We start from the raw sequence: 18,911 nt of genomic DNA, 5'->3' as shown, positions 1-18,911 counted from the left end.
CCCGCGCACCCGCGCCCCGGTCACCGCGTTGCCGCGGAGGCCGGGGCCGTGTCGTCGGCGGGCGGACCTCAGCCCTTCCAGGCCCGGGCCACCCGGCCGTCGCTGACCTCGAAGTTCAGCCGGCCCACGCGGTACTCCATGGTGATGATCGCGCCGGGGGGCAGGGCCCGCACGGTGGACCAGCCGCGCTCGCGCGCACGGTGCTCGGCCCGGCCGGCGTCGAGGCCGACGTAGGCGTCCGGGCTGTCGTCGGGTTCCGCGGGAGGTGTCGGGAGGGATGCCATACGGTCACGCTAGGCGCTGCCCCGCCGGCACGGTAGTCCGTCCCCCGGACAGCCGGGCGATGCCCCACGGTGGTCACGCTTCTGTCACAGGATCACGACGGGCGTTTGCGCCCGCGGGCGTCACACGGACGGGCGGTTCCGTCCCTCCTCCGCAGTATTCGAACGGAATTCCCGCACGGCCGGTCCGGCCGGATTCGACCGGCCGGGGAGGAAATGCGGACGGAATGCGCGGGCCGCCTTTTCGGCCGTCCCCGCCGCCGGCCCCCGGAATACCCCGCCGCAATTCCCGCACACAGGGATCGCACGCTTCTTTCACACCGCCTTCAGACCTCGTGCGGCCGTGCGGCCCCCGCCCCGGCCCGGGAGAGGGCCCGGGCGAGCAGGCCCTGCGCCGCCCCGATCGCCTCGGTCAGGCCGTCCGGTTCCAGGACCTCGAACTCCAGGCCCAGCATCAGCACGTGCAGCACCATGACCTCCAGGTCGGCCGCTCCGGTGCGCAGGACGCAGGTGTCCGGCCCCTCCGCCTCCAGCGTCCCGACGTCCGGCGGGACGCGCCGGGCCGCCTCCTCGGCGGGCACCAGCAGCCGGAGCACCGCGTGGGCCGCGTACGCGCGCGTGGACACGCCTTGGGAGACGTAGGCGGCCAGGTCGTCGGCGGGCGGGTCGCGCGGGACGAAGCGCGGCCCGTGGGGCGGCCTGGGCTCGACCCGGTCCACGCGGAAGGTGCGCCAGTCGGCACGGTCGAGGTCCCAGGCCACCAGGTACCAGCGGCTCTCCGAGCACACCAGCCGGTGCGGCTCGACGGTGCGGCGGCTCTCGGCGCCGTCGTGGTCCCGGTAGACGAAGCGCAGGCGCTCGGCGTCCCGGCAGAGGTGGGCCAGCTCGGTCAGGACGGCCCCGTCGGCTCGGGCGTCGCCCGGGCCGCGCAGCATGGGCACGGTGTAGGCGTTGAGGGTGCCCACCCGCCGGCGCAGCCGCTGCGGCAGGACCTGCTCCAGCTTGGCCAGCGCCCGCACGGACGACTCACCGATGCCCTCGATGCCCTGGCCGGCGGCGGTGTGCAGCCCCACGGCCACGGCCACCGCCTCGTCGTCGTCCAGCAGCAGCGGCGGCAGCTCGGCCCCGGCGCCCAGCCGGTAGCCGCCGCCGGTGCCGGGGCTGGCGTCGACGGGGTAGCCGAGCCCGCGCAGCCGGTCGACGTCGCGGCGCAGGGTGCGGGCGCTGATCCCGAGCCGGCCGGCCAGCTCGGTGCCGGACCACTCCCGGTGGGTCTGGAGCAGGGACAGCAGGCGCAGCAGACGTGCCGAGGTCTCCACCATGGCGGGAGTCTGCCGTACCTTGCGGTCAGGTTCCGTCCGGAACTCCGGGAGGCCGCCCACCGCCGCGGGGGCCGGCCCGGCGGGTCCCGTGGGGCGGGTCCGGGGCGGCGGGCAGGGTGCCGAGGAGAAACGCCCCCCGTCCGGGGCAGCACGCGGGCCCGACGGCCGCACGTACCGGCGATTTCCGGCCACCCCCTTCATTCGCTGATTTCCTGATTTGTCGAGCACCCCCGGCCCGGCCCGACGGGCCCGGCGGACTGTACAACAGCGCTTTCGTGCTGCGGAGTTGACGCTGAAGGAACCACTCCGGTCCGGTCCGGCGGGGAGGCGCCGGTTGGGTGGATTCGATTGCTCCCGGAGCGTGACTCCCGCCACGGATCGCCCGTTGTCTTCTGCATGAGCCGGGGACCCACCCGGACCACGGACCGGGAGCCACCCGGCCCGGTCACGCACCGCATCCCGAGGGAGCCACCCGTGCCGCGCATGCTCGACGTCAGCGACGAGGTACGCGCCGAGATCGGCGACGAAGAAGCCGACCGTCTGCTCACCGGAGAGTCCGCCCAGGGCGGTTACGACTGCACGTCCTGCCGCACCCCCGGCGACCCGGAGCAGGAGCGCACCAGCACCGTCCTGTTCATCGGGGACGAGACCGCCGTCCTCGCCTTCGCCCACGCCACCTGTCTGCCCTCCCAGGTCGTGCAGGTCACCGAGGAACAGCTGCGCGGGGCCGTGCGGTCCATCTCCGGCGAGGCCGCCGCGCCCCAGCAGCAGAACCTGCAGCAGAGCCCGCAGCAGGTCACGCCGGAGCAGGCCGTGCTCGGGGTGACCAGCGGGCTGGTCCTGATCTCCGGCGAACTGCACCCGGCCCTGGTCGTCGAGCCGACGGCCCCCGTCGCCCGGCCCGGCTCCCTCGGCCCCGGGGACGACTTCCTGCCGCTGCTCGTCGAGCAGGGCTTCCAGCAGGTGGCCGACCTGTCGGCCACGCCGCACGTGCTGCACGGCTGGTCGGTGCTGCTCGCGGTGGGACAGCTGCACGCCGTCCTCCAGCCGAACCCCAACGGGGGCCAGCCGGTGGCGTGGTGGCAGGCGCACCAGCCGCTCCAGGTCACCGAGGGCTGGCGCACGGCCGCCAACAAGCACCAGCAGGTCCTGATGTTCGCCGCCCCGGTGGGCTCCATCGGCCGGCAGCCGCGCGAGGACCTGCTGCGGGACGCGCTGGACAAGGCCGCGGCCAACGGCCGCCTGGTCGCGGCGGCCCTGCCGCTCGCCGGCACCTGAGCGGACCGGTACGGCACGGACGGGCGGCGAAAGCCGCGGGTGCCCGCATCCCTTGCGGCACCGGGTCGTTTGGAGAGATGTGCACGCATACGACGCTCCCCGCCGCTCCGCTCTCCCCGCCCCCGTACGCCCGGCGCAGGACTTCCGGAGCGGCCCTTCGGCCACGCCGATCTACGACGCCCTCTACGCCGAGTACGTCAAGTCCTTCCGCTCCCTGCCGGGGGATCGCAGCGGCGAGGAGAAGCTGGGCTTCACCGCCTTCGGGAGCATCCCGCACGGTGCCGGCGCGTACGGCGGCCAGGGCCCGGCGCCGGGCGGTTCCCCGGGCGGCGGTGCGTACAGCGCGTACAGCGCGGGTGCGCACAGCGCCCGGCAGGGTGCGGGTCAGCAGCAGCCCCAGTGGCAGCGCGTCGGGCCGATCGGTCAGTCCGCCCACGGGATGCGGCACGTTCCCGCGGGGCTTCCCCCGGCCCCCCGCCAAGGCGCGTGAGGCCAGCACGGCGAAGGGGCGGCCCCCTCGGGCCGCCCCTTCGTCAGGTCCGCGGGTCCGTCGCCGGACGCCTCACTTCTTCCGGCCGCGCTTCTCGCGCACCCGCACCGAGATGTGGATCGGGGTGCCCTCGAAGCCGAACTCCTCGCGCAGCCGGCGCTCGATGAAGCGCCGGTAGCCCGCCTCGATGAAGCCGGAGGCGAACAGCACGAAGCGCGGCGGCCGGGTGCCCGCCTGCGTGCCGAACAGGATGCGCGGCTGCTTGCCGCCCCGCACCGGGTGCGGGTGGGCGGCGACCAGCTCGCCGAGGAAGGCGTTGAGCCTGCCCGTCGGCACCCGGGTCTCCCAGCCCGCCAGGGCCGTCTCGATCGCGGGCACCAGCTTCTCCATGTGGCGTCCGGTGCGCGCGGAGACGTTCACCCGCGGCGCCCAGGCCACCTGGCCCAGCTCGGTCTCGATCTCCCGCTCCAGGTAGTAGCGGCGCTCCTCGTCCAGGGTGTCCCACTTGTTGAACGCCATGACGAGTGCACGGCCCGCCTCGACGGCCATGGTGACGATCCGCTGGTCCTGCACCGAGATGGAGTCGGCCGCGTCGATGAGCACGACGGCGACCTCCGCCTTCTCCACGGCGGCGGCGGTGCGCAGCGAGGCGTAGTAGTCGGCGCCCTGCTGGAGGTGCACCCGCTTGCGGATGCCCGCGGTGTCGACGAACTTCCAGGTCTTCCCGCCCAGTTCGATCAGCTCGTCGACGGGGTCACGGGTGGTGCCGGCGATCTCGTTGACGACGACCCGCTCCTCGCCGGCGACCTTGTTCAGCAGCGAGGACTTGCCCACGTTCGGGCGGCCGATCAGGGCGACCCGGCGCGGGCCGCCCACGGCGGTGCCGAAGGTCTGCGCGGGCGCCTCCGGCAGGGCCTCCAGGACCTTGTCCAGCATGTCGCCGGTGCCGCGGCCGTGCAGGGCGGAGACCGGGTGGGGCTCGCCGAGGCCGAGGGACCACAGGTAGGAGGCGTCGGCCTCGCCGCTCTGGCCGTCGACCTTGTTGGCGCACAGCACGACCGGCTTGCCGGCCTTGCGCAGCAGCCGGACCACGGCCTCGTCGGTGTCGGTGGCGCCGACCTTGGCGTCCACCACGAACACCACGGCGTCGGCGGCCTCGATGGCGTACTCGGCCTGCGCGGCGACGGAGGCGTCGATGCCGAGGACGTCCTGCTCCCAGCCGCCGGTGTCGACGACCTTGAAGCGGCGGCCGGCCCACTCGGCCTCGTAGGTGACCCGGTCCCGGGTGACGCCGGGCTTGTCCTCGACGACGGCCTCGCGGCGGCCGATGATGCGGTTCACCAGGGTCGACTTGCCGACATTCGGGCGGCCGACGACGGCGAGCACGGGAAGCGGGCCGTGTCCGGCGGCCTCGATGGCGCCCTCCACGTCCTCGAGGTCGAAGCCCTCCTCCGCGGCGAGCTCCATGAACTCCGCGTACTCGGCGTCGCCGAGCGCCCCGTGGTCGTGCTCGGCTGCGCCCTCGTGCGCGTCCGAGCCGTCGGGCTGGATGTGGTCGTTCATGAAGTCCGTACCTCGTCGTTCATCGTGGTGGTCGGTGGCGCGCCCGGTCACGGGCACGCCACTACTCAGTGTCGCTCAGCGCCCGGTGAGGCGCCGCGCGTTTTCCAGGTGCGCGGTGAGCTGCTTCTGGATGCGTTCGGTGGCCGCGTCCAGCGCCTTGCGGGTGCGCCGTCCGCTGCCGTCGCCGGCCTCGAACGGGTCGCCGAAGACGACGTCGACGCGGGAGCGCAGCGGGGGCAGCGCCTTGACGAGCCGTCCGGCCCGGTCGGAGCTGCCCAGGACGGCCACGGGCACGATGGGTGCCCCGCCGCGCACGGCGAAGTAGGCCAGCCCGGCCCGGATCGCGGCGAAGTCGCCCTCGCCCCGGGTCCCCTCGGGGAATATGCCGAGGGCGCCGCCGTTCTCCAGCACGCTCAGGGCGCGCGAGATCGCGGTGCGGTCGGTGGTGTCCCGGTCCACCTTGAGCTGGCCGATCCCGGTCAGGAACGGGTCGAGCGGGCCGACGAAGGCTTCCTTCTTGATCAGGAAGTGCGTGGCCCGGGGCGCCACGCCCATGACCATCGGTCCGTCGAGGTTGTGGGAGTGGTTGACGGCGAAGATCAGCGGGCCGGTCGCGGGCACCCGCCAGGCGCCCAGCACCCGCGGCCTGAACAGCCCGTACATCAGGCCGACGCCGATGCGCCGCCCGACTTCGGCGCCCCGCGCCGAGGGGACGTCGGTCACTTCCCCGCCCGCTTCTCCTCGACGAGGGTGACGACGCACTCGATGACCTGCTGCAGGGTCAGCTCGGTGGTGTCCACCTCGACCGCGTCGTCCGCCTTGGCCAGCGGGGAGGTCTTGCGGCTGGAGTCGGCCGCGTCCCGCTTGATCAGCGCCTCCCGGGTGGCCTTGACGTCGGCGCCCTTGAGCTCACCGCTGCGGCGGGCGGCCCGCGCCTCGGGGGAGGCGGTGAGGAAGATCTTGAGGTCGGCGTCGGGCAGCACGGTGGTGCCGATGTCGCGGCCTTCCACGACGATGCCCGTCACCGCGGCGGCGGCGATCGCGCGCTGCAGCTCGGTGATCCGGGTGCGCACCTCGGGCACCGCGCTGACCGCGCTGACCTTGGCGGTGACGTCCTGCTCGCGGATCGGGCCGGCCACGTCCGTGCCGTCGACCGTGATGGCCGGGGCCTTCGGGTCGGTGCCGGAGACGATCTCCGGCTTGCCCGCGGCGGCGGCGATCGCGGCGGGGTCGTCGGTGTCGATGCCGTTGGTCACCATCCACCAGGTGATCGCCCGGTACTGGGCGCCGGTGTCCAGGTAGCTCAGGCCGAGCTGCGCCGCCACGGCCTTCGACGTGCTCGACTTGCCCGTGCCGGAGGGACCGTCGATGGCGACAATCACGGGGCGGGCGGCGCCGTTTTCCACGGAGGAACACCTTCCTGGTGCGCTGGAGAGGGAGTGCGGGGCGCGAGAGGGCCCCGCACAAGGTTACTGGCTCACCGGATGCCCTCCGACCGGCCCGTCGTCCGCGGGACCGGTCACTGCCGGATCGCCCAGCCCCGCTCGCGCAGCGCCGCGGTGAGGACGGGGGCGGCCTTGGGTTCCACGAGGAGCTGCACCAGGCCCGTCTGCTGTCCGGTGGCGTGCTCGATGCGGACGTCCTCGATGTTGACGCCGGCGCGGCCCGCGTCGGCGAAGATGCTGGCCAGCTGGCCGGGCTGGTCGTCGATGAGGACCGCGACGACCTCGTAGACGCGCGCCGCGGTGCCGTGCTTGCCGGGGACCCGGACCTGGCCGGCGTTGCCGCGGCGCAGCACGTCGCGGATGCCGGTGACGCCGTCCTGCCGCTTGGCCTCGTCGGCGGACTCCAGGGCGCGCAGGGCCCGGACGGTCTCGTCGAGGTCGCCGGCGAGGTCGTTGAGCAGGTCGGCGACCGGGCCGGGGTTGGCGGAGAGGATGTCGATCCACATCCGGGGGTCGGAGGCGGCGATGCGGGTGACGTCCCGGATGCCCTGCCCGCACAGCCGCACGGCGGCTTCCTCGGCGTGCTCCAGCCGGGCGGCGACCAGGCTGGACACCAGGTGGGGCATGTGGGAGACGAGGGCCACGGCGCGGTCGTGCGCGTCGGCGTCCATGACGACCGGCAGGGCCCGGCAGTGCGAGACCAGTTCCAGGGCGAGGTTCAGCACCTCGGTGTCGGTGTCCCGGGTGGGGGTGAGCACCCACGGGCGGCCCTCGAAGAGGTCGGCGCTGGCGGCCAGCGGGCCGGACTTCTCCCGGCCGGACATGGGGTGGGTGCCGATGTAGGCCGACAGGTCCAGGCCGCGCTGCTGCAGTTCGCGGCGCGGGCCGCCCTTGACGCTGGCGACGTCGGCGTACGCGCCGGCGACGCCCCGGCGGATGACGTCGGTGAGCACGTCGGCCACGTGGGCGGGCGGTGCGGCGACGATCGCCAGGTCGACGGCCCCGTCCGGGGGCTGGTCCGTGCCGGCGCCGAGGGCGGCGGCGGTCCGGGCCTGCTCGGGGTCGGGGTCGCAGAGGTGCACGGTGATGCCCCGCCGGGTGAGGGCGAGGGCGGCGGACGTGCCGATGAGTCCGGTGCCGATGACGAGTGCGGTTCTCACTGGGCGATGTCCTTGCGCAGGGCGGCGGCGGCACCGAGGTAGACGTGGGCGATGCCGGAGCGGGGCAGGTCGGACTCGATGTGGGCGAGGATGCGCACGACGCGCGGCATGGCGCCCTCGATGTCGAGTTCCTGGGCGCAGATGAGCGGCACGTCGACGATGCCCAGCTTGCGGGCGGCTGCCGCGGGGAAGTCGCTGTGCAGGTCGGGGGTGGCCGTGAACCAGATGCTGATCAGGTCGTCCGTGGTCAGACCGTTGCGCTCCAGGAGGGCGGTCAGCAGCGCGCCGACCTGCTCCTCCATGTGTCCGGCTTCGTCCCGTTCCAGCTGGACGGCGCCCCGGACCGCTCGTACCGCCACGACGGTGCTCCTTGCTGACGTGCGTATCGGCTGTTCGGTCGTCCAGCCTAGTCAGGACGCTCGCGCCGGGTGTCCGCCGCCCGCCCGCTGAGACGGGAGGAGACGTGCGGTATCCCCCTCTCCCTACTGCCTTGCCCTGATTTGCTTCGCCTTCGGACCCTTCGGTGGAAAGATGCACCGGGGCGTCCGCCCCGTCCCGGTGTCCGTGAGGTCCCGGCTCCCGCCCCCATTTCCCGGCCCACGGAGGTCCGCCATGACCCACCACGCGACGCGACGCACGGTTCTCCTCACCGCCGGCGCGGCCGGCGCGACGGCACTGACCGCCGCGTGCGGCGGGAACGGCGGGGGCGGAGGGGGCGCGGACACCGGCTCCGCCACCTCCGGCCCGGACACCGGCGGCGGGGACCTGCTGCGGACCGACGACGTCCCGGTGGGCGGGGGCACCGTCCTCGGGGACGAGAAGATCGTGGTGACCCAGCCCGCCGCGGGCGAGTTCAAGGCCTTCTCGGCCATCTGCACCCACCAGAACTGCCTGGTGTCGACGGTGGCCGACGGCACGATCGACTGCCCGTGCCACGGCAGCCGGTTCCGGATCGCCGACGGCTCGGTGGAGCAGGGGCCGGCGACCCGGCCGCTGCCCGAGGAGCGGATCACCGTGGACGGAAAATCGATCCGCAGGGCGTGACGCGTCGGCGTACGCTCCCGGGATGCTTCCCGAGACCCTGGTCCGTGACCACACGATCTACGCCTGTGTCATGGGGTCGCGTGCCTTCGGTCTGGCGACGGAGGACAGCGACACCGACCGCCGGGGCGTGTTCCTCGCCCCCACCGCCCTGTTCTGGCGCTTCGAGAAGCCGCCGACACACGTCGAGGGCCCGGCCGAGGAGCAGTTCGGCTGGGAGCTGGAGCGCTTCTGCGAGCTGGCCCTGCGAGGCAATCCGAACATCCTGGAGTGCCTGCACTCCCCGCTGGTGGAGTACGCCGACGCCACCGGCCGCGAACTGCTGGACCTGCGCGGGGCGTTCCTGTCCCGCCGGGTCCACGGCACCTACACGGGGTACGCCCGCGCGCAGCGGCGCAGGCTGGAGGCCGGCGTGCGCACGCACGGCGCCCCGCGCTGGAAGCACGCGATGCATCTGCTGCGCCTGCTGACCGCCGCCCGCGACCTGCTGCGCACCGGCACGCTCACCCTGGACCTGGGCGAGGAGCGTGAGGCCCTGCTCGCGGTGAGGCGGGGCGAGGTGCCGTGGTCCGAGGTCGAGGCCCGGATGACCCGCCTGGAGCGCGAGGCGGAGGAGGCCGCCCACCGCAGCCCTCTCCCGGCGGAACCGGACCACCGCCGGGTGGAGGAATTCCTGGTCCGCGTCCGCCGCGCCTCGGCGCTCGGGCCGGACGCCGGCACCGCGGGCACCGAGGAGTGCCGGTGAGCCGGGGCGGGACTGCAGGGCTGCAGGGCTGTGGGGCCCGGGTGGGGCCGGGCGGCGCCCAGCGCGAGCAGATCATCGCGGTACTCGATGCCGCCGGGAACACCAACCACTCGGCCGTGGGCTACTGCTTCGGCGGGCGCGAGGGGCTGCTGCGCGCGCTGATCACGCGCCACCTGCGCGCCCTGGAGGGGCCGCGCAGGGCCATGTTCGAGCGCTCCGACTCACTCCTGGACGACGTACGCAGCCTCGTGGTGCCGATGACGGACACCCTCGCCGGGCTGCCCCCGCCGACCTGGCGGGCCCGGTTCGTCAGCCAGGCGATGCACCATCCCCTCGCCACCAAGGTGTTCCACGACATGGCGGGGGAGGCACCCACCGCCACGCTGATCGTCCGGTCGGTGGCCGCCCGCCCCGGCCACCTGCCCCGTGACATCGTCCGGGGCCGCCGGGCCGCTCTGATGTCCCATGTCGTCATGTCGGCGTGCGCGGAGATGGAGGAGCGCGGCGAACGACGGCGAGCCGCCTCGGTGGCGCGAGGCGGGCGACTTCCTCTCCGACTCCCTCGCCGGAATGCTGACGGCCCCGGTCAGCCGGCGGCCGGAGGCACCCGAGGAGGGCGGAGTCGGCTGGGAACGCCCGTCCCGGCAGTGCGGGGACCCGTCCGGAGCCGGACCGGAACCGCGTGGGAGTGCCGCCGCGGCCGAGGACCGGCGACAGGACGGCGCCCCGGGGAGGCCGGCGCCCGCGCGGACGTCCTCGCGGGCGCTGGAGCCCTCGCCCCCGTACGGGAGGCCCCGCAGGGACGCGGAGCATCGCGACCGCGGCCGGTTCCCCTCCGGGAAGACGTCCGGGCCGCCCCCGAAGGGACGGCCCGCGGGCCCGGTACGGCCGTGCCCGCCGTGCTGCGCCTGCCGTCGACCGACGGACGTGAGCGGGGGCCGGGCGACGGGCGTGAAGGAGGCCGGGCGACGGACGTGAATCGGCCGGGCGGCCGCGCCGGCCTCCCGGCGGGCCGCCCTGCTGCTCGGTCGGCACGGGTCCTAGAGGTCGACCTCCTGCATCAGCATCCCGACCTCGGTGTTGGACAGCCGCCGCAGCCAGCCCGACTTCTGGTCGCCCAGGGTGATCGGCCCGAACTCGGTGCGCACCAGCCTGTCGACCGGGAACCCGGCCTCGGCGAGCATGCGCCGCACGATGTGCTTGCGGCCCTCGTGCAGGGTCACCTCGACCAGGTAGTTCTTGCCGGTCTGCTCGACCACCCGGAAGTGGTCCGCCCGCGCGTAACCGTCCTCCAGCTGGATGCCGTCCTTCAGCCGCTTGCCGAGGTCGCGCGGGATCGGGCCGACGATGTGCGCGAGGTAGGTCTTCTTCACGCCGTACCGCGGGTGCGTCAGCCGGTGCGCCAGCTCCCCGTGGTTGGTCAGCAGGATGACGCCCTCGGTCTCGGTGTCCAGCCGTCCCACGTGGAACAGGCGGGTCTCGCGGTTGGTGACGTAGTCCCCGAGGCACTGCCGGCCCTCGGGGTCCTCCATCGTGGACACCACTCCGGCGGGCTTGTTCAGCGAGAAGAACTGATAGGACTGCGTGGCCACGGTCAGGCCGTCGACCTTGACCTCGTCCTTCTCCGGGTCGACGCGGCGGCCCTGCTCCAGCACGATCTCGCCGTTGACCTCGACCCTGGCCTGGTCGATCAGCTCCTCGCAGGCCCGCCGCGAGCCGTAGCCCGCCCGCGCCAGCACCTTCTGCAGGCGCTCGCCCTCCTGCTCGGCGCCGGGGAACGTCTTCGGGAGCTTCACCTGCTTCTTGCCGGCGTAGCGTTCCCGGTTGCGCTCCTCGATCCGCGTCTCGTACTCACGCGAACGGGCCGGGGCCGGACGGCCGCGGCCCTTCCGCCCGGACGCCGCGCCGCCGCGCCCCGCCTTGGGGCCCTCCTTGGTGGCGCCGGGTCCCACGTCGTAGCGGCGCTCCTCGGGGCGGGGCTTGCGGGGGCGGCCCTGCCCCTGCTTCTGGTCCCTGCTGTTGCCGGCACCGCGGTGGTTACCGCGTCCGCCGCTGTGTCCGCTGCCGCTGCTTCGCATCACATGTCCGTCGTCGTCGTGTTCGTCGGGGGACCGTCGTCCGGGTCCGGGGCGTCCGGATCGAACGACGGCACGCCTTCCTGGGTCTCGGCCTCGATCGCCTCCGCCTCCGGCAGGAAGGGCGCGAGCTCCGGGAGCTCGTCCAGACCGCGCAGGCCCATCCGCTCCAGGAAGTAGTTCGTCGTCGTGTACAGGATCGCACCTGTTTCGGGTTCCGTGCCCGCCTCCTCGACCAGCCCCCGCTGCAACAGGGTGCGCATCACACCGTCGCAGTTGACTCCCCGGACGGCGGAGACCCGGCTGCGGCTGACCGGCTGGCGGTAGGCGACCACCGCGAGGGTCTCCAGCGCGGCCTGGGTGAGGCGGGCGTGCTGCCCGTCCAGGACGAAGCCCTCGACGGCCGCCGCGTACTCCGGGCGGCTGTAGAAGCGCCAGCCGCCCGCGACCGGGCGCAGCTCGAAACCGCGCCGCTGGGCGGTGTACTCGTCGGCCAGCTCGGCGAGCGCGTCCGCGATCCGGCGCTTCGGGCGCTGGAGTATCTTCGCCAGGTGCTCCACGGTCGCGGGCTCGTCGACGACCATGAGGACGGCCTCCAGGGCCGGCTTGAGGTCGAGGTCCGCGACGGCAGGGGGCCCGGCCGGGTCGCCGGACGCTCCGGCGGTGTCGTCGCTCATGCCTGCTTCTCCTCCTTCGTCCCCTCCGCGGGCTGCTCGGGCGGCCGGTCGAACTCGTCCGTGACGGCGGGGTCGGCGTCCCCGTCCCCGCCGGTCCAGCGCACGGTCAGCTCCCCCAGCGCGCTCTCCTGGTCGAGGGCGACGGCCTTCTCCCGGTACAGCTCCAGCAGGGCCAGGAACCTGGCCACCACGGTGAGGGTGTCGTCGGTGTCCTCGACGAGCGCGCGGAAGCTGGCTTCCCCGAGTTCCCTGAGCCGCGCCACCACGATCCCCGCCTGCTCCTGCACGCTGACCAGCGGGGCGTGGATGTGGTCGACGTACACCTGGGGCCGCGGCCTGGGCTGCATCGCCTTCACCGCCAGCTTCGCGAAGCCCTCCGCCCCGATGCTGATGACCACGTCCGGCAGCAGCTCGGCGTGGTGCGGTTCCAGTCCGACGGTACGGGGGTACCGCCGGGCCTCGGCGTCGAGGCGCCCGCTGAAGATCTCGGCGATGCGCTTGTAGGCGCGGTACTGCAGCAGCCGGGCGAACAGCAGGTCCCGGGCCTCCAGCAGGGCGAGGTCGGCCTCGTCCTCCACCTCGGCGGCGGGCAGCAGCCGGGCGGCCTTGAGGTCGAGCAGGGTGGCCGCCACGACGAGGAACTCCGTCGTCTCGTCCAGGTCCCAGTCCGGGCCGAGCGCGCGGATGTACGCCATGAACTCGTCGGTCACCCGGGACAGGGCGACCTCGGTGACGTCCAGCTTGTGCTTGGCGATCAGCTGCAGCAGCAGGTCGAACGGCCCCTCGAAGTTGGCCAGCCGGACGGTGAACCGCCCGTCCTCGGCCTCCTCCCCGGCGCCCGTGTCCGCCCCGGGACCGCCGCCCTCGGCGGGCGCCTTTCCGGCCCCGTCCCGGTCAGGAGCCGGCGCGGCCTCCTCCGGAGGGGGGTCCGGCTCTCCGGGCTCCGCCACGGCGGCATCCCGCCCCGGCCCGGCGGGCGCGTCGGCGGGGGGCCCGGGCGCGGTCCGGGCGGACCCGGCGCCGGGTGCGGTCGTCGGCGGCCCGTCCGTCGCGGGTTCCGCCCCGGGCGCGGGCCCCGCGGGTTCCGTCGCCGCACCGGTGTCCGGGGCCGCGTCGGCGTCCACGGGGGACGGGGCGCTTCCCCCGTCCTGCGGGCGGGGCGTCTGCCCGTCCCGGTGCGGACGCGGGGCGTCGGCGGGGCCGGGCGCCGCTCCCGGGCCCCGCCCCAGTGCGCGGCGGCGCTGCGGCCGGCCGCGGGGGGCGGGGGCGGGAGGGTTGTTCGAGGTCATGGCCTCCGCAGGCTACAGGCAGGGGGTGTCAGACACCCCCAAGTAGGGCCTAGCGGCCTCGCAGGCGCCGTACGAGGATGCTGGCGTCCCCGCGGGTCTCCAGGTCGGCGAGGACCACGGCGACCGCCTCGCGGACGATGCGGCCCCGGTCGACGGCCAGGCCGTGCTCGCCCCGCAGCACCAGACGGGCGTGCTCCAGGTCCATGAGCTCCTCGGCCGACACGTAGACGGTGATCTTCTCGTCGTGGCGCTCCCGGCCGCTGGGCCGGCGGGCCGCGGGTCTGCCCCGCTTGCGCGGCGGCACGGCGGCACCGTCCTGGGCCGCCGCCCGGCGCGGGGCGCCCGCGGGGCCGGTGGCCGTGCGGCTGCGGGACTCCCCCGCCTCGGCCGGCTGCGCGCCGGCCGCCGCGTGTTCGGCCCCCTCGCCGTCCCCGCCCTGGGCGGGCACGGACGGGGGCGCGTCCTCGGCGGACGCGGCCGCGTCGCCCTCCCCCGCCGGAGCGGGGACGCGGGCGTCGCCGCCCGCCGGGCGCCTGGGCGTGGACGCCTGGAGCGCCATCCCCCCTGTCGTGCGGAAGAGTTCGTCGGCCCCGGGCAGACTCACTCGGCGTGACACCGGGCGAGCACCTCCCTGGCGAGCTGGCGGTAGGCGGCGGCACCGACGGAGTTGGAGGCGTACGTGGTGATCGGCTCACCGGCGACCGTGGTCTCCGGGAAGCGGACCGTGCGCCCGATGACCGTGTGGTAGACGTGGTCGTCGAACGCCTCCACCACGCGCGCGAGCACCTCACGGCTGTGCACGGTGCGCGAGTCGTACATGGTGGCGAGGATCCCGTCGAGCTCCAGGTCCGGGTTGAGCCGCTCCTGGACCTTCTCGATGGTCTCGGTCAGCAGCGCCACACCGCGCAGGGCGAAGAACTCGCACTCCAGCGGCACGATCACCTTGTGAGCGGCGGTCAGCGCGTTGACCGTGAGCAGGCCGAGGGAGGGCTGGCAGTCGATGACGATGTAGTCGTAGTCGTCCAGCAGCGGCTTCAGCGCCCGCTGCAGCGTGGACTCGCGCGCGACCTCGCTCACCAGCTGCACCTCGGCGGCCGAGAGGTCGATGTTGCTGGGCAGCAGGTCCATGTTGGGGACCGCGGTCTTCAGCAGCACCTCGTCGGCCGCCATGCCCCGCTCCATGAGCAGGTTGTAGACGGTGAGGTCGAGTTCCATCGGGTTGACGCCGAGGCCGACCGACAGCGCGCCCTGCGGATCGAAGTCGACGAGCAGCACCCTGCGTCCGTACTCCGCCAGCGCGGCGCCCAGGTTGATGGTCGACGTGGTCTTGCCGACGCCGCCCTTCTGGTTGCACATCGCGATGATCTTCGCGGGTCCGTGATCGGTCAGCGGACCCGGGATCGGGAAGTAGGGCAGCGGGCGGCCGGTCGGCCCGATGCGCTCGCGGCGCTGGCGCGCCGCGTCGGGCGCGAGGGTGGCCGCGTACTCGGGATCGGGCTCGTATTCGGCGTCCGGATCGTAGAAGTGCCCCTCGGGCAGTTCGTCGTAGTCGGCGAACTGGTTGTGGGACGCGCCACTTCCGTCGCCGGCCATGGCGTTCACGTGATGGCCATCCATGCTCTGGTGTGCAGTGAGAGTCGTCTGCTGACTCTGGTGGGCTGCGAAGGTGCGCACAGCGACGGAGCCGACAGCAGCGAACCCCGCGGGACCCCGGCCCCCTGCGGGCATTCCTGGTTGACCACCCCCGGGAGTAAATGTCGACTCATTCACAAGTCGTCTTACCTCCTTGGTGACCAGGAAACTTCTAGACAGGTCAGCGTGGCACCATGCCGACGGTTGGCGACTCTATGGCGTGTCGGGCGTCCACAGCAACACAATCCGCCGGACCCGGCCCGATGTGTCGGCAATGAAACATCCCTCTGTCAAGGGCGTACGGCCGTCGCACGGCAGGTTTCACCGGTGTGCGAATCGGTTGAAGCGTTACGTTCGAGGCGAGTTGTCCGGGAATCGCGACGTGACCATACACACATCCGGCCGCACCTCGTCGGACAAGGTGCGGCCGGACGTACGGAGTTGACGTCGCGTTGACGTCGCGAATTGACCTGTCTCCTTTGACAGAAGGTGACTTGGTCGACTTGGCGTCCCGCAGAACCGGGCCGCGGGGTCAGACCAGCAGCGAGGCGAGCTCCACGTGCTCCATGCCGTGCGCCTCGGCGACCTCGCGGTAGACCACCTTGCCGTCATGGGTGTTGAGGCCACGGGCGAGGGCGGGGTCCCGGCGCAGCGCCTCCGTCCAGCCGTGGTCGGCGAGTTCGACGATGTACGGCAGCGTGGCGTTGGTGAGCGCGTAGGTCGACGTGTTGGGCACCGCGCCGGGCATGTTGGCGACGCAGTAGAAGACCGAGTCGTGGACCCGGAAGGTCGGTTCGGCGTGGGTCGTCGGCCGGGAGTCCTCGAAGCAGCCGCCCTGGTCGATCGCGATGTCGACAAGGACACTTCCGGGCTTCATGCGGGAGACCAGCTCGTTGGAGACCAGCGTGGGGGCCTTGGCACCGGGGATGAGCACCGCGCCGATGACGAGGTCGGCCTCCAGGCAGGCCTTCTCCAGCTCGTAGGCGTTGGAGACGACGGTCTGAACCCGGGTTCCGAAGACCTTGTCGGCCTCCTTGAGCTTGTTGATGTCCTTGTCCAGCAGGGTGACCTGGAAGCCCATCCCGATGGCGATCTGGGCCGCGTTCCAGCCGGAGACGCCGCCGCCGATGACCACCGCCCGGCCGGCCAGCACACCGGGGACGCCCCCGGGCAGCACCCCCCGGCCGCCGTTGCCCCGCATCAGGTGGTAGGCACCGACCTGGGCGGACAGCCGGCCGGCCACCTCGGACATGGGCGCCAGCAGCGGCAGGGCGCGGCTCGCCAGCTCGACCGTCTCGTAGGCGATGGCGGTGGTACCGGCCTCCAGCAGGGCGTCGGTGCACTCCTTGGAGGCCGCCAGGTGCAGGTAGGTGAAGAGCGTCTGGCCGCGGCGCATCCGGTGGTACTCCTGCGCGACCGGCTCCTTGACCTTCAGCAGCAGGTCGGCGGTGGCCCACACCTCGTCGGCCGTGTCGAGTATCCGCCCGCCCGCGGCGGCGTACTCCTCGTCCGGGATCGACGAACCGGCCCCGGCGCCGCGCTCGACGACCACCTGATGGCCGTGGCGCACCAGTTCGTGCACGCCTGCGGGGGTGATGGCCACCCGGAACTCGTTGTTCTTGACCTCGCGGGGGATGCCGACCTTCACGTCGATCACGGTCCTCGGTTCAGAAGGAAAAAGGGAAAGGGGTGCCACTGACGCACAGACCCGGGCGATGGAGGCACACCGGGACAGACCGCGGGAGACGGTGCGGCTACGCCAGTTTAATGAAGGTTTTCTCGCTGTCCAGCCTTCTTTTGCATCAAACTTTGACGCAACTGCTGCACTTTCTTAGGTGTCGGCCGTGTGGTCCGAGGCCGCGTCCGTGTCCTCCTGCGGAGCCTCTTCTCCCAGGATCCGCTCCGCCACGCCCCGGTGCACGGCGGCGGACGCGGGGTCGCCCAGGCGTTCCAGCGTGTCGGCGAGCCGGAGATGCAGCGCCGCCTGCAGCCGGGTGTCCTCGGCCCGCCGGGCCCACTCCACGGCCTCCCGGCAGGTGCGCAGCGAGTCCTCCGGACGTCCCGCGTACTCCTGCACCCGGGCGAGTTCGCTCAGGGACCGTGCCTGGGCGGCCGGATCGCCGTTCTTGCGGTACCCGGCGACCGCCGCCCGCCAGTTGCGCTGCGCCTCGCCGTACCGGCCGGCGTAGGTGTGGGCGGCGCCGATCCGGCCGTACAGCCGGGCGGCCTCGGCGCGCTCGTCGCGTGCGAGCCGCTCGGTCAGCGCGCGGCCGAACCAGTCGCAGGCCCGGTCGTAGTCGCCCAGCTCCAGGTGGGCGCCGCCGACGGACTCCATCGCCCGGCAGACCGCGTAGGGGTCGTGGGCGGCGCGGCCGGCGTCCAGGGCCGCCCGGTAGCGCGCCAGGGCGTCGGCGGTACGGCCGGTGCGGGCGTCCAGGTCGCCCAGGTTCAGCAGGGCCGCCGCCTTCTCGCGGGGCAGGTGACGGCGCTCCGCCACGTCCAGGACCAGGCCGTGGAGGCCGTAGAGGTCGCCCGCGGCGGCCTGGGTGCCGAAGTGCGCCACCAGGGCGCGCACCAGCTGGGACATCAGCCGCCGGGCCAGGGTGTCCAGCTCCCCGTCGGCGACCGCCAGCCGGGCCGAGGCCAGCAGCGCGGGCCTGCTCAGCCGCAGCCAGTCGGCGGCGGCCCGGGGGTGGGGGAAGCGCAGGGAGCGCGGCATGCCGAGCAGCTTCTCGCGGGCCAGGGCGCTGTCGGTCTCGGTGATGGCCCGGCACGACTGGAGCAGCCGCACGGTGCGCTCCAGCATGCGGGCGCGGGCCAGTTGGAGCTCGGCGGGCCGCTCGTGGACCTCCGCGAGCCCGCGCAGCAGCGGGTGCAGACAGCCCGGCACCTCGTACTGGGGCAGCGGCGAGTCCGCCCGGTGCAGCAGGCCGAGCGAGACGAAGTCGTCCAGGGTGGTGCGGGCGCTGCTCACCGAGCAGCCGGCCAGCGCGGAGGCGGTGTGGGGGTCGGCCAGTCCGGCCGGGGCGAGGGCGAGCAGGCGCAGGGTCCGGGCGGCGGGCGCGGGCAGCGCGGCGTGCACCAGCTGCACGGCGCGGCCCACCGGGGTGCCCTCGTCGGTCCCCGCGTGCAGCTGCTTGGCGAGGTCGGCGACGGCGGCCTTGGGCCGGGCGGCGAGCCAGCCGCCCGCCACGACCAGGGCGGCCGGCTGGCCCTGGCACTGCTCGGCCAGGGCCTCCGCCGCGCGGGGGTCGACGGTGACGCGCACCGACCCGGCGGCCCGGGAGAGCAGTTCCACGGCGGACTTGGTGTCGAGCCCGCCGAGCGTGCAGGGACGCACGTCGCTGATCCCGGTCAGCGGGCCCTCGGAGACCGCGACGACGAGGCAGTCCGGGGTGTCGGGCAGCAGCGCGTCGACCTGCTCCGCGTCGACGGCGTCGTCCAGCAGGAGCACGGCACGGCGACCGGCCAGGGCGGTGCGCAGGGCGTCGCTCAGCTCGTCCTCGGCGGCTCCGGCGGGGGCGGGCACCTCCAGGGCGGCGAGGAGTTCGCGTGCCGCGCGCTCCACGGGCACCCGGCTGCCGTCGGGCTCGCTCAGCCGGGTGCGCAGCACCCCGTCGGGGTAGCGGCCGGCGACCTGGCGCACCAGTTCCCCGGCGAGCGTGGTCCGGCCGGAGCCCGGGCGGCCGGCGATGAGCAGCACGCGCGCGCGGGGGGCCTTGCGGCCGGAGAGGGTGTCGAGTCCGGCCCGCTCGATGTCGGCGCGCAGTTCCTTCAGTTCACGGGTACGGCCGAGGAACCGGTCCGGCACGGCAGCATCCCCGGTGACCCGCACACCGTCCGTGTCCACCGCCTGATCCGTCACGGGCCACACTCCCGTCCCACCGCACGCGCAGGCCCGCCGGGACTCCGG

At 73.9% G+C, this 18,911-nt stretch carries 18 protein-coding genes; 4 read left to right on the top strand and 14 right to left on the bottom strand.

Translation table 11 applies throughout. The features are described from left to right. Nucleotides 1–68: 68 nt before the first annotated feature. Nucleotides 69–284, bottom strand: a complete 216-nt coding sequence (locus ACSU53_RS24940) for an I78 family peptidase inhibitor (protein WP_437031178.1) — start codon at nucleotides 282–284, stop codon at nucleotides 69–71. Between the two features lie 323 nt (nucleotides 285–607). After that, nucleotides 608–1,603 (bottom strand): helix-turn-helix transcriptional regulator, encoded by a 996-nt coding sequence (locus ACSU53_RS24935; RefSeq protein WP_437031176.1) that lies wholly within the window; start codon nucleotides 1,601–1,603, stop codon nucleotides 608–610. 474 nt (nucleotides 1,604–2,077) lie between these two features. Here ACSU53_RS24935 and ACSU53_RS24930 point away from each other — a divergent pair, with 474 nt between their 5' ends. Together ACSU53_RS24930 and ACSU53_RS24925 are read left to right on the top strand one after the other, a co-directional pair. After that, a complete protein-coding gene (locus tag ACSU53_RS24930; RefSeq protein WP_437031174.1) occupies nucleotides 2,078–2,881 on the top strand; it encodes a hypothetical protein in 804 nt (267 codons plus the stop codon). A 79-nt stretch (nucleotides 2,882–2,960) separates the two neighbouring features. Then, nucleotides 2,961–3,371, top strand: coding sequence for a hypothetical protein (locus ACSU53_RS24925; protein ID WP_437031172.1), 411 nt, complete (start codon nucleotides 2,961–2,963; stop codon nucleotides 3,369–3,371). A gap of 72 nt (nucleotides 3,372–3,443) precedes the next feature. Here ACSU53_RS24925 and der read toward each other — a convergent pair whose 3' ends face one another. From der to aroH, 5 genes are all read right to left on the bottom strand, one after another. Beyond that, nucleotides 3,444–4,934 carry a ribosome biogenesis GTPase Der gene (gene der, locus ACSU53_RS24920; protein ID WP_437031170.1) on the bottom strand — a complete coding sequence of 497 codons (1,491 nt, stop codon included), beginning with the start codon at nucleotides 4,932–4,934 and terminating at the stop codon, nucleotides 3,444–3,446. Nucleotides 4,935–5,009: 75 nt separating this feature from the next. Then, nucleotides 5,010–5,657, bottom strand: a complete 648-nt coding sequence (locus ACSU53_RS24915; protein WP_437031168.1) for a lysophospholipid acyltransferase family protein — start codon at nucleotides 5,655–5,657, stop codon at nucleotides 5,010–5,012. Next, nucleotides 5,654–6,340 carry a (d)CMP kinase gene (cmk, locus tag ACSU53_RS24910; RefSeq protein ID WP_437031166.1) on the bottom strand — a complete coding sequence of 229 codons (687 nt, stop codon included), beginning with the start codon at nucleotides 6,338–6,340 and terminating at the stop codon, nucleotides 5,654–5,656. The genes ACSU53_RS24915 and cmk overlap by 4 nt, the downstream gene beginning before the upstream one ends. A gap of 113 nt (nucleotides 6,341–6,453) precedes the next feature. Further along, on the bottom strand, nucleotides 6,454–7,539 hold the full coding sequence (locus ACSU53_RS24905) for a prephenate dehydrogenase (protein WP_437031164.1): 1,086 nt from the start codon (nucleotides 7,537–7,539) through the stop codon (nucleotides 6,454–6,456). After that, nucleotides 7,536–7,898: a chorismate mutase gene (aroH, locus tag ACSU53_RS24900; RefSeq protein ID WP_437031162.1), complete on the bottom strand. Its 363-nt coding sequence runs from the start codon at nucleotides 7,896–7,898 to the stop codon at nucleotides 7,536–7,538. Before aroH ends, ACSU53_RS24905 begins: the two co-directional genes overlap by 4 nt. A gap of 253 nt (nucleotides 7,899–8,151) precedes the next feature. On the opposite strand from aroH, the gene ACSU53_RS24895 reads away from it, so the two are divergent. Together ACSU53_RS24895 and ACSU53_RS24890 are read left to right on the top strand one after the other, a co-directional pair. Then, the gene (locus ACSU53_RS24895; RefSeq protein ID WP_437031160.1) at nucleotides 8,152–8,583 is read left to right on the top strand and encodes a Rieske (2Fe-2S) protein; all 432 of its coding nucleotides are present in this window, start codon (nucleotides 8,152–8,154) and stop codon (nucleotides 8,581–8,583) included. 22 nt (nucleotides 8,584–8,605) lie between these two features. Continuing rightward, nucleotides 8,606–9,325: a nucleotidyltransferase domain-containing protein gene (locus tag ACSU53_RS24890; RefSeq protein WP_437031158.1), complete on the top strand. Its 720-nt coding sequence runs from the start codon at nucleotides 8,606–8,608 to the stop codon at nucleotides 9,323–9,325. A gap of 1,040 nt (nucleotides 9,326–10,365) precedes the next feature. Here ACSU53_RS24890 and ACSU53_RS24885 read toward each other — a convergent pair. From ACSU53_RS24885 to ACSU53_RS24855, 7 genes are all read right to left on the bottom strand, one after another. After that, nucleotides 10,366–11,403: a pseudouridine synthase gene (locus ACSU53_RS24885; protein ID WP_437031156.1), complete on the bottom strand. Its 1,038-nt coding sequence runs from the start codon at nucleotides 11,401–11,403 to the stop codon at nucleotides 10,366–10,368. Then, nucleotides 11,403–12,077: an SMC-Scp complex subunit ScpB gene (gene scpB, locus ACSU53_RS24880; protein ID WP_437031154.1), complete on the bottom strand. Its 675-nt coding sequence runs from the start codon at nucleotides 12,075–12,077 to the stop codon at nucleotides 11,403–11,405. Before scpB ends, ACSU53_RS24885 begins: the two co-directional genes overlap by 1 nt. Beyond that, on the bottom strand, nucleotides 12,074–13,366 hold the full coding sequence (locus ACSU53_RS24875; protein WP_437031152.1) for a segregation/condensation protein A: 1,293 nt from the start codon (nucleotides 13,364–13,366) through the stop codon (nucleotides 12,074–12,076). The genes scpB and ACSU53_RS24875 overlap by 4 nt, the downstream gene beginning before the upstream one ends. A 49-nt stretch (nucleotides 13,367–13,415) precedes the next feature. After that, nucleotides 13,416–13,982 (bottom strand): hypothetical protein, encoded by a 567-nt coding sequence (locus tag ACSU53_RS24870; protein ID WP_437031150.1) that lies wholly within the window; start codon nucleotides 13,980–13,982, stop codon nucleotides 13,416–13,418. Continuing rightward, nucleotides 13,967–15,094, bottom strand: coding sequence for a ParA family protein (locus ACSU53_RS24865; protein WP_362092659.1), 1,128 nt, complete (start codon nucleotides 15,092–15,094; stop codon nucleotides 13,967–13,969). Before ACSU53_RS24865 ends, ACSU53_RS24870 begins: the two co-directional genes overlap by 16 nt. A 436-nt stretch (nucleotides 15,095–15,530) precedes the next feature. After that, a complete protein-coding gene (gene ald / locus ACSU53_RS24860; protein WP_437033389.1) occupies nucleotides 15,531–16,646 on the bottom strand; it encodes an alanine dehydrogenase in 1,116 nt (371 codons plus the stop codon). A 183-nt stretch (nucleotides 16,647–16,829) separates the two neighbouring features. Next, nucleotides 16,830–18,863, bottom strand: a complete 2,034-nt coding sequence (locus ACSU53_RS24855; protein WP_437031148.1) for a tetratricopeptide repeat protein — start codon at nucleotides 18,861–18,863, stop codon at nucleotides 16,830–16,832. Between the last annotated feature and the right edge of the window lie 48 nt (nucleotides 18,864–18,911).

Source organism: Streptomyces sp. enrichment culture (assembly GCF_964273255.1).
Classification (GTDB): domain Bacteria; phylum Actinomycetota; class Actinomycetes; order Streptomycetales; family Streptomycetaceae; genus Streptomyces.
This window is presented reverse-complemented; position numbering and strand designations above follow the sequence as displayed.